This window comes from Pseudomonas sp. GXM4 (assembly GCF_008923895.1).
GTDB classification, from domain to species: Bacteria; Pseudomonadota; Gammaproteobacteria; order Pseudomonadales; family Pseudomonadaceae; genus Aquipseudomonas; species Aquipseudomonas atacamensis.
Genome location: NZ_WBRZ01000163.1, coordinates 1 through 12890, shown reverse-complemented (window position 1 = coordinate 12890; position 12890 = coordinate 1). Strand labels below are relative to the sequence as shown.

Genomic DNA, 12890 nt, shown 5'->3' with positions numbered 1-12890 from the left:
GACGCTCTGCGTCCCATGGGAACGCGGAGCGTCCCTTGAGGCATTCCCACGCGGAGCGTGGGAACGATCGGACTGAGGGGCACAATGATGGCCATTCAGTTTCAGTTAAGTTGATCCCGCTATGGTGCCCACCGTAAGCAACATATAAGAATTCGGAGACACCCATGAAAACCCTGACTGCCCTGACCACTGCCTCGATCCTCGGCCTTGGCGCCAACACTGCGCTGGCGCGCGATCTCGGTCCTGACGAAGCGCTTCGTTTGCGCGACGCTGGTACTATCGTCTCCTTCGAGAAGCTCAACGCCATCGCGCTGGAAAAACACCCGGGTTCGGAAATCACCGAAACCGAGCTGGAGGAAGAGTACGGCAAGTTCATTTACCAGATCGAACTGCGCGACCCGAAAGGGCTGAAGTGGGATCTGGAGTTGAACGCGGTCGATGGTGAAGTGCTCAGGGATCATCAGGATACGTAATGAAGCTGAATAGTCGCGCCACCCGCCCGACGGCGCTGGCGCTGGTGTTGTTGTGCAGTACGGCCATGGCTCGCGACCTCGATCAGGACGAGGCGCTGGCCCTGCGTCGCGATGGCGTGATCCTGCCGCTGGAGCAAGTGCTGCAGCAGGCCATGGATCGCTACCCCGGCGCCAAACTGCTGGAAGTCGAGCTGGAAGAAAAACACGACGTGTACATTTACGAAGTCGAATTGCTGACGGTCGAAGGCGTGGCGCGCGAGCTGCACCTGAAGGCCGATACCGGCGAGTTAGTCAAAGACAAGGAAGATTGATCGATGCGTTTGCTTCTGGTGGAAGACCACGTACCGCTGGCCGACGAATTGCTCGCCGGCCTGCAACGCCAAGGCTACGCGGTGGATTGGCTGGCCGATGGCCGGGACGCGGTGTATCAGGGCAGCAGTGAGCCCTATGACCTGATCATCCTCGACCTCGGCCTGCCCGGCGTGCCGGGGCTGGACGTGTTGGCGCAGTGGCGCGCCGCCGGCCTGGCGATTCCGGTGCTGATCCTGACCGCGCGTGATTCCTGGGCCGAGCGCATCGAAGGGCTGAAGGCCGGCGCTGACGATTACCTGACCAAACCTTTCCATCCGGAAGAGCTGTACCTGCGCATTCAGTCACTGTTGCGCCGCTCCAAGGGCCAGGCCAACCAGCCGACCCTGCAAGCCGCCGGCCTGCATCTGGACGAAGGTCGCCAGTGCGTGGTTCGCGACGGCGCCGACATTCAGCTGACCGCCGCTGAATTCCGTCTGCTGCGCTATTTCATGCTGCACCCCGAACAGATCCTCTCGAAAAGCCACCTCGCCGAACACCTCTACGACGGTGAGACCGAGCGTGACTCCAATGTCCTCGAAGTGCACGTCAATCACCTGCGGCGCAAGCTCGGCAAAAGCGTGATCGAAACCCGTCGCGGTCAGGGTTACCTGTTCGGCGGGCAAGCTTCATGAGATCAATCCAGCGCCGTTTGAGCCTGGGTTTGATCAGTGTGATGGTGATCGTCGGTCTGGTACTGGCGCAAACCAGCCTGTGGTTGTTCGAAGTCGGTTTGCAGCGCTACCTCGAAGCCGGCCTGCGCAACGACAGCGAAAGCCTGCTGGTGGCGCTGGTGCGCGGCCCGCAAGGTTTGCAATTGGATGAGCGGCACCTCTCGCCGGCCTATCAGCGGCCGTTTTCCGGGCATTACTTTCGCATCGATTTCTCCGACAGCCACTGGCGTTCGCGCTCGCTGTGGGATCAGGAACTGCCGCTGCTGCAACACCCGGGGCTGCACAGCAACCTGCAACTGGGCCCGGGCGGGCAACGCTTGCTGATATTGCGCTCGGACTATCGGCGCCTGGGTCAGTCGATCTCGATCAGCGTCGCCCAGGATTACACGCCGGTCAGCGACAGCTTCCAGCGCATGCGCCAGATCGGCCTCGGCCTGGGGCTGGCGGCGTTGCTGCTGATCCTGTTCCTGCAACGCCTGACCGTGCGCCGCGCGCTGAAACCGCTGGAGCGCGCGCGCGAGCAGATCGCTCAGTTGCAACAGGGCCAGCGCTCGCAACTCGACGATCAGGTGCCGGTGGAACTGGAGCCGCTGGTGGCGCAGATCAACCATTTGCTCGCCCACACCGAAGACAGCCTCAAGCGCTCGCGCAATGCCTTGGGCAACCTCGGCCACGCGCTGAAAACCCCGTTGGCGGTGCTGCTCAGCCTGGCCTCCAGCGACAAGCTCGATGACCATCCCGAGCTGCGCAAAATTCTCAAGGAACAACTGGAACAGGTGCAGCAGCGCCTCAATCGCGAACTCAATCGCGCGCGGTTGTCGGGGGATGCGCTGCCCGGCGCGTTGTTCGATTGCGATGCCGAGTTGCCGGGGTTGCTGGCGACGCTGAACATGATTCACGGCGAGCATCTGGCCTTGAGCTACGTCGCACCGCCGGGTTTGCAACTGCCGTGGGACCGCGAGGATTTGCTCGAACTGCTCGGCAACCTGCTCGACAACGCCTGCAAATGGGCCGATGCCGAGGTGCGCTTGAGTGTGATCGAACGGTCTGACGGCTTTGCCCTGAGCGTGGAAGATGACGGCCCGGGGATTCCCGAGGAGCAGCGGTCTCAGGTGTTCAGCCGTGGCACGCGACTGGATGAGCAGACCCACGGGCATGGGCTCGGCCTTGGGATCGTGCGGGATATTGTCGATACGTGGGGTGGCTTGCTGGTGCTGGGGGAAAGCGAGTGGGGCGGGTTGAAAGTGGTGATTGAACTGCCTAAGCGGTGAGCCCTTGAAAAGCCCCTCACCCTAACCCTCTCCCAGAGGGAGAGGGGACTGATTGTGTTGTTCTTGAGAGATGCACCCACTTGAAATCCGAGTCGAACTCAGGACTTGAATGGCATGAAGATCGGCTCCCTTTCCCCCTCGCCCCCCCTTGGGGGAGAGGGCTGGGGTGAGGGGGGATTGCAACTGACACCCCGCTCTCGTGCATCAAACGCGAAACTGATCCATCAACCGCTGCTGCTGATTCGCCAGGCTGTTAAGCGACTGGCTGACGCGCGCCGATTCATTCGCCTGCCCGGACAGCGATTCGGTCACATCGCGAATCGTCGCCACGTTGTTATTGATCTCCTCAGCCACCGCGCTCTGCTCTTCGGCAGCACTGGCGATTTGCAGGTTCATGTCGCTGATCACCGTCACCGCATCGCCGATCTGCCGCAGCGCGGTGACGGCCTGGCCAACCTGCTCGACACTGCCCTGAGCCTGACGATGGCTGTTGCCCATCGAACCGACCACTTCCTGCGTGCCGTTCTGCAATTGCTCGATGACCTGGCGGGTTTCCTCCACCGACTCCTGAGTGCGGCGCGCAAGGTTGCGAACTTCGTCGGCGACCACGGCAAAACCGCGTCCGGCCTCACCGGCGCGGGCGGCTTCGATGGCGGCGTTGAGAGCGAGCAGGTTGGTCTGCTCGGCGATGGCGCGGATGGTTTCCAGCACCGTGCCGATCTTCTCACTGTTGGCGGCCAGGCCTTCGACCTGAACCATCGCTGCGCTCATGTCGGCGGCGAGGGTGTCGATGCTTGCGGTGGTGCGGTCGATCACGGTCAGGCCCTGACGGGTGGCGCGGTCGGCGTCCTTGGCAGCTTCGGCGGCCTGGGCGGCACTGCGCGCAACGTCTTGCGCGGTGGCGCTCATTTCGTGGGAAGCGGTGGCGACCTGATCGACCTGACGATATTGCTGCTCCATGCCGGCGCTGGTCTGGGTGGCGATGGCCGAGGACTGGTCAGCGGTGTTGCGCGCATCCTGCACCGAGCGTTTCACTTCGGCGATGATCGGTTGCAACTTGTCGAGGAACTTGTTGAACCAACCGGCCAATTGGCCCAGTTCGTCCTGCTTGTCATAGGCCAGACGCCGGGTCAGGTCGCCTTCGCCGCTGGCGATGTCTTCAAGCATGTGCGCCACACCGAGAATCGGCTTGGTCACGCTGCGCGCCATCAGCCACACCAGCAGCAGGCCGATCAGCGCGGCGAGCAGGCCGAGGCTCAGTTCGATCAGTGTGCCCGAGGTATTGCTCGCATCCAGTTGCTGTTTGAGCGCTTCGGCGCGGCTGACCAGGACTTTCTCCGGCACATCGAGCAGCACGGCCCACGCCGGGCCGTCGGGAATCGGCTGGAACGGCGACAGCACTTTCAACTGGCCGTTGCTGTGCAGGCTGCTCACGCCAGTGCTCGCGGCGAGCAAGCGCAGCAACTCGCTGCCGCTGGCCTGATCCACCGCATCCAGGCGCTGGCTGAGTTTGCCGGCATCCGGGCTGTAACCGGCGAGCAGGCCGGCGGGGCTGACAATACTGACGGCGGTCTGACCGTCATACAGTTTGCGGCTGGCATTCTGGCTGATCGCTTGCAGGCTGTTGAGGTTGATGTCGACCGACAGCGAGGCGATGACTTTGCCGTTGACCAGCAGCGGGAAGACGATGCTGGTCATCAGCACTTTGTGGCCGTCGATGACATAGAAGTACGGCTCGATCACACACGGTTTGAGCGTGGTGCGCGGGCAGGTGAACCAGGCGTTGGCGGCCTGACCGCTGGGGCCGGTGCTGGTGTCGCTCATGTCGCTTTCCGGCAGCGCCATCGAGGTGACTTTGCCCGGGGTCGGCTGCGACCAGTACAGGGCGAAACGGCCCTTGTCGTTGCTGCCCAGTTCAGCCTGATCGGCGAACAGTTCGTCCTTGCCGTCCAGCGCGTTGGCTTCGAACACCAGCGACAGGCCGAGCAGGTCCGGGTTGGCTTGCAGCGCGGATTTGACCTGACGGGTCATGTCCTCGCGCAGATCGAAGGCATCGAGAAAACGCTTCTCGGCCTGCTCACGCAAAAACAGTACCTGCCGCGAGAAGCCGTGGCCGTACTGATAGGCGTCCATGAACTGCTGACGAATGCCGGCGGCCTGCACTTCGCCTTGCGACTCGATCCGCGCCTGCGCCGATTCGGTGAGCATCTCCATGCTCGAGGCCTTGACCAGCGCCGAGCTGTGTTCCATGCGATACAGCGAAAGACCGACCAACAGGGTCACGATACCGGCCAGGCAGAGGCCGGCGAGCAGGGTGATTTTCCACTGGATGGAAAGTTGTCTGAGCGACATGGAAAACATCCTTATCCGATAAATATCTGAGACTTTGCACTGTAGCGGCCGCGTTTCGGCTTTCTTTATGCCGTGAGCGCAATATGACCGATTGCCGCATGCGGGGCCTGTGGTCCTGTGGTCCTGTGGTCCAGTGGCGAGGGGATTTATCCCCGTTCGGCTGCGAAGCAGTCGTGACACCTGCGTATAGGGTTGTTTTGAAGTTTGCCGGGGGCGGCTTCGCCACCCAACGGGGATAAATCCCCTCGCCACGGAGCTTTGACAGCGCCGCCACTCTGCGGCACAGTGCGCGCCCTCTAACAAGACCCTCTGTACACCTCCGCCGGCCAACCCCGGGCGGACTCATCCTGTCTGGCGGTGTGTTTCCACCCGCAGTGTTTTTTGAGGTAGTGAAATGAATGCAGTCATAGCAGCCGTCGGCGTCATGCTGATCCTCAGCCTGTCGCGCGTGCATGTGGTGATCGCGCTGATCGTCGGGGCGCTGGTCGGTGGTCTGACCGGCGGTCTGGGCATCGACGCAACACTCAAGGCGTTCAACAGCGGCTTGGGCGGCGGCGCGACCGTGGCGTTGTCCTACGCCTTGCTCGGCGCGTTCGCCGTGGCGATTGCCAAATCCGGCCTGGCCCATGCGCTGGCCGACAAGGCCCTGGCCATGGTGGATCGGCAGCATGCAACCGGCGGCGGTAACGTCAAATGGCTGCTGATCGGGCTGCTGTGGGTGGTGGCGATTGCCTCGCAGAACATCCTGCCGATCCACATCGCCTTCATTCCGCTGCTGGTGCCGCCACTTCTATATGTACTGACCAAGCTGCAACTCGATCGCCGTTTGATCGCCTGTGTCATGACCTTCGGCCTGATCACCCCTTACATGTTCCTGCCGGTGGGCTTCGGCAACATTTTCCTCAACGAAATCCTGCTGGCCAACGTCGCCCGCAGCGGCGTCGACATCAGCGGCATCAATGTCACCCACGCCATGGGTATCCCGGCACTGGGCATGGTTTTCGGCCTGGCGATGGCGTTCATCAGCTATCGCAAAAAGCGCGTGTATGACCTGGCGAAGATCGAACAGGTCGAGCAGACGGCGGTGCACTACAACCCGCTGAGCCTGATGATCGCCGGTGTGGCCATTGCTTCGGCATTCGTGGTGCAGTTGCTGCTGGACTCGATGATTATCGGCGCTCTGGTCGGGTTCCTGATTTTCTCGGTGTCGGGCATCGTCAAATGGCGCGAGACCGATGATCTGTTCACCGAAGGCATGAAGATGATGGCGATGATCGGCTTCATCATGATCGCCGCCTCAGGCTTTGCCGAGGTGATGAAGGCCACCGGGCAGGTGCAGACGCTGGTCGAATCGTCGGCGGCCTGGATCAATCACAGCAAAGGCGTCGGGGCTTTGTTGATGCTGCTGGTGGGCTTGCTGGTGACCATGGGCATCGGCTCGTCGTTCTCCACCGTGCCGATTCTGGCGGCTATTTTCGTGCCGTTGTGCGTGCAACTGGGCTTCAGCCCGATCGCCATTGTCTGCATCGTCGGCACTGCCGGTGCGCTGGGCGATGCCGGTTCACCGGCCTCGGACTCGACCCTCGGCCCGACCTCGGGTCTGAACATCGACGGCCAGCATCACCACATCTGGGACACCGTCGTACCGACCTTCCTGCACTACAACCTGCCGCTGCTGGTGTTTGGCTGGGTCGCGGCGATGGTTCTCTAAACCGCTGAACCCTGTGGGAGCTGGCTTGCCAGCGATGGCGTCGGCACATTCGTTATTCGTCTTTCAGACACACCGCCATCGCGGGCAAGCCCGCTCCCACAGGGACACGCAGTGCCTGCGGACTCAACTTTTGCTCCGGCGTGCCGTTAAAGCCTTTAACCACGCCAACAAAATCAAAAGAGTGAGTCCCCCGATGCGCCTGAGTCTCAAGGCTAAAGTCCTGTCCCTTGCCGTTCTGCCGGTGCTGCTCTTTGCGCTGGTCATCAGCGTGACCACGCTGTTCATCCTCCAGGAACAGGCGCGCAAGGAGGTCGAACAGACCCGCGAGCGGCTGCTCAGCGACGCCAAGGCCACCCTGCAAAGTTACGTCGCCGTGGCCATGACCACGATCAAACCGCTTTACGACGCCGCCGCACCGGGCGACGACGCGGCGCGGGCGCAGGCGATCAAATTGCTTTCGGGCATCCGCTACGGCAAGGACGGCTACTTCTTCGGCTACGACTCCGAGACCGTGCGCCTGTTCAAGGCCAACGACCCCGACGGCGTGGGCAAAAGCTTCAAGGACAACCGCGATCCGAACGGCGTCTACGTCAACCTCGGCCTGGTCAAAGTGGCCAAGGACGGCACTCACTATCTGCAATACAGCTCGCCGCTGCCGGGCAACGCCAAGGTGCTGGTGCCGAAACTCGGCTACACCGAATACCTGCCGAAGTGGGACATGGCGGTCGGTACTTCGGTCAACCTCGACGGCATCGAAGCGCAAGTGGCGCAGGTCGAGGCGCAAGTGCAGGAGCGCGTGCAAGGCGTGGTGCTGAGCATTGTCGGCGTTGCGGTGCTGGTGCTGTTGGTGATCGCGGCGGCGGGCATGCTGCTGGCCAACACCATTCTGCGCCCGCTGACCCTGATGAAAGCCAACCTCGACGACATCGCGGCAGGCGAGGGCGACCTGACCCGGCGCCTGAACATCACCAGTCAGGACGAACTCGGCGAACTGGCCGGCTCGTTCAATCGTTTCGTCGACAAGATCCACGGCCTGGTGCGGCAGATCACCGAGATGACCACGCAACTCACCGGGCTGGTCACCCAAGTCTCGGAACAGGCGCAGCGTTCCGATCAGGCCATGGAGCGTCAGCGCCACGAAACCGATCAGGTCGCCACGGCGATCAACGAAATGTCCGCCGCCGCCCAGGAAGTCGCCAAGAGCGCACAGAACGCCGCCGTCGCCGCTCAGCAGACCGATGAAGAAGGCCAGAGCGCCAAGCGCGTGGTGGCGGGCAGCATCAAGCAGATTCATGCGCTGGTCGACGATATCCGCAACAGCGGCGTGTCGCTGGACAGCTTGCAGCAGGACGTCAGTTCGATTGTCGGCGTGCTTGGCGTGATTCGTTCGATTGCCGAACAGACCAACCTGCTGGCGCTCAACGCCGCGATCGAAGCGGCACGTGCCGGTGAGGCCGGGCGCGGGTTTGCGGTGGTTGCGGACGAAGTGCGCGCGCTGGCCAGCCGCACGCAGATCAGCACCCAGGAAATCCAGGGCATGATCGATCGCTTGCAGGCCGGCACGCAGCAGGCGGTCGAGGCCATGCGCCGTTCCAGCGAGGCCGGCGATGGCACGTCCCAGCAAGCCAATCAGGCCGGTGCATCGCTGGATGCCATGGCGCAGTTGATCGCCACGATCAACTCGATGAACGCGCAGATCGCCAGCGCAGCGGAAGAGCAGACGGCCGTGGCCGAAGAGATCAACCGCAGCGTGCATCAGATTGCCGTGGCGGTGGACAGCGTCGCCGATGAAACGCAACTGGGCGCGCAGACGTCGCGCAGTCTGGCGGAGCTGGGGCAGCGGTTGGGCAAGCTGGTGGGGCAGTTCCGTATCTGATGGCCTGAAAAGCCCCTCACCCTAGCCCTCTCCCAGAGGGAGAGGGAACCGATTGGGGAATATTGGGGGATTACGCCGACCTGAAAGTCCTGCTTTGAATCCATAGTCGACGCGGTTTTTCAGGTCGATGCAGTAGGTGGGACACCTCGGTCGGTTCCCTCTCCCTCAGGGAGAGGGCTAGGGTGAGGGGGCTCTTGATCTTCAGGCTCTGTCCCAATAGGGAATCTCGCCAAAGCACTCGACAAAAAAATCAATCACCGTCCTCACCTTCACCGACAACCGTCGGCTCCCCGGCCACAGCACCGCGATTTGCTGCGGTTCCAGGCTGTTCGACACCTGATATTCCCCCAGCACCGGCACCAGCGTGCCTTCGCGCACCGCTTCGCCAATCAGCCACGACGGAAACATCACCAGCCCGAGGTCTTGCTGGGCGGCCTGGGTCAGGGTGTCGGCGTGGTTGCCGGTGATCGGGCCTCTGACCGTGTACGGCGTCCAGTCCTCGCCATCACGGCGGAAAAACCAGCGCTGCTGACCGGCCGCGCCTTTGTAGGCCAGGCACTGATGCTGCGCGAGTTCGTCCGGGTGCTGCGGCGTGCCGTGGCGTTTGAGGTAGGCCGGGCTGGCGGCGACCTGAAAACGGTGCGGCGCCAGAATGCGTGCCTGCATGCTTGAATCGTGCAGCGCGCCGATGCGAAACAGCAGGTCGGCGCCTTCCTGTAGCGGGTCGACGTAATGGTCGGTTTGCTGGATATCCAGTTGCAGCTTCGGATAGCGCGCGCAGAGCTCGCCCAGCCAGGGCGTCAGATGGCGCTGGCCGAACACCACCGGGGCGTTGATGCGCACCAGTCCGGTGGGTTCGCTTTGCTGTTCCTGCAACGCCTGTTCGGCTTCCTCCAGTTGCACCAATAGCAGCCGCGCATGGTGGCCGAGCGTGCGCCCGGCTTCGGTCGGGGTGACGGCGCGGGTGTGGCGGTAGAGCAATTGCTGGTTGAGCGCCTGTTCCATCAATTGGATCTGCCGCGAAATGGAGGAGGGCGCGACCCCTTCGCGGCGGGCGACTTCGGAAAAACTGCCGTGGTCGAGGACCGCTACAAACAGCCTTAACGCTTTGAATCCGAGTTCGTTGAGCCCGTGCATGCTGTGTCTCGCTGTGCGTATTGCGCAAAAGTGTTGTCCGGATGCTCCCATTTATCGCACAGCGGCGCCATCCGATAATCCGCGCCATTGTTTTTGAGCGTGGAAGGTTATGTATGCAGACGTTGGATGAAGGGGTGGTTGCTGCACCGGTAAAAAGATCGGTGTTGCGTCTGCTGTTGCTGCCGCTGGTGATCCTCGCTGGCATGGGCTTATCGGTAGAAGCCGGATTGCTGGGGCCGCTGGGTGAGCAGGTGGGGCATTTGTGGGCGACGTTGAGCATCTTCGGCGTGGGTTCGGCGATCCTGTTTTTGCTCTTGCTGTTCGCCGGCCCACAGAAAGGTCCGGCACTGACCGAGTTGCCGCGCTGGCAGTTGATCGGCGGGTTTCTCGGGCCGATCTACGTAGTGGTGCTGACGCTGGCGACGCCGCATATCGGCATCGCCATGACGATGATTGCGATTTTGTCCGGTCAGGTCGGCAAGAGTGTGCTGATCGACCATTTCGGCTGGTTCGGCGCGACGCGCAAGAAGGTCAACGGCGAGCGCTGGCTGGCGTTGGGCTTGATTGTGGTGGCTTTGGTTCTGATTGCGCGGGGGTGAGTGATGGGTCTGGTGATTTTGTTGGCGGTGGTGGTGTTGGCCGGTGCGGTGTTGAGTGTGCAGGCCGCGATCAATGGGCGTCTGGGTGAGACGGTGGGGGTGCTGCGTAGCAGTCTGCTGACCTTTGCGGTGGGCGCGGTGGTGACCGGGTTGTTGATTCTGTTTTTCGAGCCGGCGCAGGCGGTGAGTCTGCTTGAGGTGCCGAAATGGCAGTTGACCGGGGCGCTGTTCGGCGTGGTGTACATGATGGTGATGGTTGGCGCGGTGCCGGTGGTCGGGACGGCTGTGGCGACGGTGGCGGTGATTGTCGGGCAGTTGGGCATGGGGATGTTGATCGACAATTTTGGCTGGTTGGGGAATCCGGCGATCGGCTTGTCTCCGAGCCGGATGCTGGCCATGGTGTGTCTGGCGGTGGCTTTGGTGTTTATGTATCGGAGTTCGCGGCAGGCGCAGTGATTTTATTTGTTTGACTGTGCACATATCCGTGCTGCGGGTGTTGCCCTCCGCTCAGCCTGCCGACGGGCTCTGAGACCAAGATCAAAAGCTACTTGAGCTAACGCTCATTGCTTTGTGCGGTTAACCCCTGTGGCAGCGAGCCTGCTCGCGAAAGCCATCTCTGTGTCGCCCAATCTCTCAACAGTTGGCCAGCCTGCAATACCACCTTCTACACTGTCCCTTATGGCTTGCTCGCAAGCCTCAGACAACCACCACGCAAGGAGTCTGTCCCATGTCCGATAAAAAATGCGACTGCCCGGGCTGCAACTGCACGATCAAAGAAGGCGAACATTCCTACGCTGTACACGGTAAACACTATTGCTGCGAGGCTTGCGCTCATCACCACAAACACGGTGAAGAGTGTGCGATGAAGGGTTGCGGTTGCGCTCATCCGAAATAAGCGCGGCAAAAAAAAGTGGAGCCTAATCAGGCTCCACTTCCATTTTCAGACTGTCGTCTTCCTGTCGCTCAAAGTGCCTCACCGTGCCTTGCAGTGTTCGCCCTTCGACCTTGACCACCACAACCTTAGCTTGGTGGAGGTCTTCCGGTACCGGTGCCTGGACGCACAGGGTGAAGCGGTAAGGGTCGTCCGCAACCGTCTCCAGTGCGACTGCGCAATTCACCGTTTTGGTGATCTGGCCGAAGAAGGTGGTCAGGCCGTAGTCCAGTCGGGCCGGGTGATAAGTGTCGGTCATCGGTCGATTCCCCCTGTCGATTGCCAAGCCTGCGGTGAAGGCGGTGGGGTCAGTTGGTCTGGCGCCAGGTGACGTTTTCCAGACCGAATTTTTCTGCCATCGGTTTGCTGGTCTTTTGCACTTTCTCGCGGCCGAAGCGCGGGATGCGACCCACGCCCGCGTCGCAGCTTGCCCAATGCCAGGCTTCGGCGTTGTCCATTTTGTCCGAGCGGATAATGAACGACTTGGGGGTGCCATGCAGTGTGTAGTCGATGACGTAAAGTTTTGCGTTGTTCATAAAGCCCGAATTCCTCCCTGTGGTATTAAACGGATCGCGCTGTGCCGGGAAAATTCATTCGGATTGTCCGACGGTATCTATCGTTGGCGAGTGCGCGGCGTGCTGGTTACCATGGCGGCTTCGCCAACCCCCTGTGAACGCTCGCCATGGCCCTCGCCGCGCCCCCTGATCTGACCGACACCGATGTGCCCGTGCAACCGCTGGCGCGAACCTATCCGCGTGGTTTGTTCATTGAGCCGCACGAGCATGTCTGGGGGCAGTTGCTGTATGCGATGAGCGGGGTGATGTGGGTGGAAACCCCGCACGAAGCGCTGGTGGTGCCGCCGCAGCGGGCGGTGTGGTTGCCGCCGGGAGTGCCGCACGGGATTCGTGTGGTGTCGGATTTGCAGATGCGCAATATCTACTTGCGCCCGGCGGTGGCGGCGACCCTGGATGCGACGGTGCAGGTGATCGAAGTCGGTGGTCTGCTGCGCGAGTTGATCGTCGGACTGGTGGCGCAGGGCGATGACGGCGAGGCTGAGTATTACGAGGCGCTGGTCGGGCTGGCGTTGCTGGAGCTGCGCCGGGCCAGGCGGTCGCAGTTGAAGATTCCGCTGCCGGATGAGTCCGACCGGCGTCTGATGAATCTGTGTCAGGCCGTGATGGCCGCGCCATCGCTGGAGATCCCGTTCGAGCAGCATGCGGAAAACGCCGGGGCCAGCGTGCGTACGCTGGCGCGGTTGTTCAAGGACAGCCTCGGCATGGGCTTCGCCGAATGGCGGCGCCAGGTGCAGTTGGCGACGGCGGTGGCAGCGTTGATTCAGGGCGTGGCGGTGAGCGTCATTGCTCGCGAACTGGGTTATTCACCGAGCAGCTTCAGCGACATGTTTCGCCGAGAGCTGGGGGTAGCGCCTTCGCAATTTGCTGTGTAGGACAAATGTCTGATTTGTGAGATCCCTGTGGGAGCTGGCTTGCCAGCGATGGCGGCTTGGCATTCATCGGA

The 12890-nt window shown here is 61.9% G+C and carries 14 protein-coding genes and 2 pseudogenes; 11 read left to right on the top strand and 5 right to left on the bottom strand.

The genetic code is table 11. From position 1 onward, the window contains the following. Positions 1–164: 164 nt before the first annotated feature. From F8N49_RS18825 to F8N49_RS18810, 4 genes are read left to right on the top strand one after another with little or no spacing between them, the layout of a single operon-like run. On the top strand, positions 165–473 hold the full coding sequence (locus tag F8N49_RS18825; RefSeq protein ID WP_016775414.1) for a PepSY domain-containing protein: 309 nt from the start codon (positions 165–167) through the stop codon (positions 471–473). Then, the gene (locus tag F8N49_RS18820) at positions 473–784 is read left to right on the top strand and encodes a PepSY domain-containing protein (RefSeq protein WP_151552080.1); all 312 of its coding nucleotides are present in this window, start codon (positions 473–475) and stop codon (positions 782–784) included. The genes F8N49_RS18825 and F8N49_RS18820 overlap by 1 nt, the downstream gene beginning before the upstream one ends. A 3-nt stretch (positions 785–787) precedes the next feature. After that, positions 788–1456: a response regulator transcription factor gene (locus F8N49_RS18815; RefSeq protein ID WP_016775412.1), complete on the top strand. Its 669-nt coding sequence runs from the start codon at positions 788–790 to the stop codon at positions 1454–1456. Further along, positions 1453–2766, top strand: a complete 1314-nt coding sequence (locus tag F8N49_RS18810) for a sensor histidine kinase (RefSeq protein WP_122746857.1) — start codon at positions 1453–1455, stop codon at positions 2764–2766. The genes F8N49_RS18815 and F8N49_RS18810 overlap by 4 nt, the downstream gene beginning before the upstream one ends. A gap of 204 nt (positions 2767–2970) precedes the next feature. Here the strand turns inward: F8N49_RS18810 and F8N49_RS28650 are convergent, their stop codons facing one another. Together F8N49_RS28650 and F8N49_RS28645 are read right to left on the bottom strand one after the other, a co-directional pair. Next, positions 2971–3726, bottom strand: coding sequence for a methyl-accepting chemotaxis protein (locus F8N49_RS28650; protein ID WP_371699990.1), 756 nt, complete (start codon positions 3724–3726; stop codon positions 2971–2973). A gap of 102 nt (positions 3727–3828) precedes the next feature. Further along, positions 3829–3975 (bottom strand): annotated as a pseudogene (locus F8N49_RS28645) (HAMP domain-containing protein); the annotation flags it as partial. Positions 3976–5512: 1537 nt separating this feature from the next. On the opposite strand from F8N49_RS28645, the gene F8N49_RS18800 reads away from it, so the two are divergent. The 3 genes and pseudogenes from F8N49_RS18800 to F8N49_RS28635 all read left to right on the top strand — a co-directional run bounded on the left by F8N49_RS18800 (position 5513) and on the right by F8N49_RS28635 (position 8705). Next, the gene (locus tag F8N49_RS18800; protein ID WP_024013513.1) at positions 5513–6829 is read left to right on the top strand and encodes a Na+/H+ antiporter family protein; all 1317 of its coding nucleotides are present in this window, start codon (positions 5513–5515) and stop codon (positions 6827–6829) included. A 34-nt stretch (positions 6830–6863) separates the two neighbouring features. Next, positions 6864–7799 (top strand): annotated as a pseudogene (locus F8N49_RS28640) (cache domain-containing protein); the annotation flags it as partial. A gap of 84 nt (positions 7800–7883) precedes the next feature. Then, a complete protein-coding gene (locus F8N49_RS28635) occupies positions 7884–8705 on the top strand; it encodes a methyl-accepting chemotaxis protein (protein WP_370695145.1) in 822 nt (273 codons plus the stop codon). Positions 8706–8906: 201 nt separating this feature from the next. On the opposite strand, the gene F8N49_RS18790 is transcribed toward F8N49_RS28635, so the two are convergent. Next, positions 8907–9842, bottom strand: coding sequence for a LysR family transcriptional regulator (locus F8N49_RS18790; RefSeq protein ID WP_151552078.1), 936 nt, complete (start codon positions 9840–9842; stop codon positions 8907–8909). A 113-nt stretch (positions 9843–9955) separates the two neighbouring features. On the opposite strand from F8N49_RS18790, the gene F8N49_RS18785 reads away from it, so the two are divergent. From F8N49_RS18785 to F8N49_RS18775, 3 genes are all read left to right on the top strand, one after another. Then, positions 9956–10441 (top strand): DMT family transporter, encoded by a 486-nt coding sequence (locus F8N49_RS18785; RefSeq protein ID WP_016775407.1) that lies wholly within the window; start codon positions 9956–9958, stop codon positions 10439–10441. 3 nt (positions 10442–10444) lie between these two features. Then, the gene (locus F8N49_RS18780; RefSeq protein WP_016775406.1) at positions 10445–10897 is read left to right on the top strand and encodes a DMT family transporter; all 453 of its coding nucleotides are present in this window, start codon (positions 10445–10447) and stop codon (positions 10895–10897) included. Positions 10898–11168: 271 nt separating this feature from the next. Further along, the gene (locus tag F8N49_RS18775; RefSeq protein ID WP_016775405.1) at positions 11169–11336 is read left to right on the top strand and encodes a metallothionein; all 168 of its coding nucleotides are present in this window, start codon (positions 11169–11171) and stop codon (positions 11334–11336) included. Positions 11337–11358: 22 nt separating this feature from the next. On the opposite strand, the gene F8N49_RS18770 is transcribed toward F8N49_RS18775, so the two are convergent. Together F8N49_RS18770 and F8N49_RS18765 are read right to left on the bottom strand one after the other, a co-directional pair. Next, on the bottom strand, positions 11359–11631 hold the full coding sequence (locus F8N49_RS18770) for a hypothetical protein (protein ID WP_071172989.1): 273 nt from the start codon (positions 11629–11631) through the stop codon (positions 11359–11361). Positions 11632–11680: 49 nt separating this feature from the next. Beyond that, positions 11681–11908: a DUF6555 family protein gene (locus tag F8N49_RS18765; protein WP_016775403.1), complete on the bottom strand. Its 228-nt coding sequence runs from the start codon at positions 11906–11908 to the stop codon at positions 11681–11683. A 146-nt stretch (positions 11909–12054) separates the two neighbouring features. Here F8N49_RS18765 and F8N49_RS18760 point away from each other — a divergent pair, with 146 nt between their 5' ends. Continuing rightward, positions 12055–12819: a helix-turn-helix transcriptional regulator gene (locus tag F8N49_RS18760; protein WP_151552076.1), complete on the top strand. Its 765-nt coding sequence runs from the start codon at positions 12055–12057 to the stop codon at positions 12817–12819. The last annotated feature ends 71 nt before the right edge of the window (positions 12820–12890 follow it).

Excerpts from the sequence above, each read along its gene's own strand:
- F8N49_RS18825 (WP_016775414.1), top strand. The coding sequence starts at position 165 with ATGAAAACCCTGACTGCCCTGACCACTGCCTCGATCCTCGGCCTTGGC.
- F8N49_RS18820 (WP_151552080.1), top strand. The coding sequence starts at position 473 with ATGAAGCTGAATAGTCGCGCCACCCGCCCGACGGCGCTGGCGCTGGTG.
- F8N49_RS18815 (WP_016775412.1), top strand. The coding sequence starts at position 788 with ATGCGTTTGCTTCTGGTGGAAGACCACGTACCGCTGGCCGACGAATTG.
- F8N49_RS18810 (WP_122746857.1), top strand. The coding sequence starts at position 1,453 with ATGAGATCAATCCAGCGCCGTTTGAGCCTGGGTTTGATCAGTGTGATG.
- F8N49_RS28650 (WP_371699990.1), bottom strand. The coding sequence starts at position 3,726 with ATGGAGCAGCAATATCGTCAGGTCGATCAGGTCGCCACCGCTTCCCAC.
- F8N49_RS18800 (WP_024013513.1), top strand. The coding sequence starts at position 5,513 with ATGAATGCAGTCATAGCAGCCGTCGGCGTCATGCTGATCCTCAGCCTG.
- F8N49_RS28635 (WP_370695145.1), top strand. The coding sequence starts at position 7,884 with ATGACCACGCAACTCACCGGGCTGGTCACCCAAGTCTCGGAACAGGCG.
- F8N49_RS18790 (WP_151552078.1), bottom strand. The coding sequence starts at position 9,842 with ATGCACGGGCTCAACGAACTCGGATTCAAAGCGTTAAGGCTGTTTGTA.
- F8N49_RS18785 (WP_016775407.1), top strand. The coding sequence starts at position 9,956 with ATGCAGACGTTGGATGAAGGGGTGGTTGCTGCACCGGTAAAAAGATCG.
- F8N49_RS18780 (WP_016775406.1), top strand. The coding sequence starts at position 10,445 with ATGGGTCTGGTGATTTTGTTGGCGGTGGTGGTGTTGGCCGGTGCGGTG.
- F8N49_RS18775 (WP_016775405.1), top strand. The coding sequence starts at position 11,169 with ATGTCCGATAAAAAATGCGACTGCCCGGGCTGCAACTGCACGATCAAA.
- F8N49_RS18770 (WP_071172989.1), bottom strand. The coding sequence starts at position 11,631 with ATGACCGACACTTATCACCCGGCCCGACTGGACTACGGCCTGACCACC.
- F8N49_RS18765 (WP_016775403.1), bottom strand. The coding sequence starts at position 11,908 with ATGAACAACGCAAAACTTTACGTCATCGACTACACACTGCATGGCACC.
- F8N49_RS18760 (WP_151552076.1), top strand. The coding sequence starts at position 12,055 with ATGGCCCTCGCCGCGCCCCCTGATCTGACCGACACCGATGTGCCCGTG.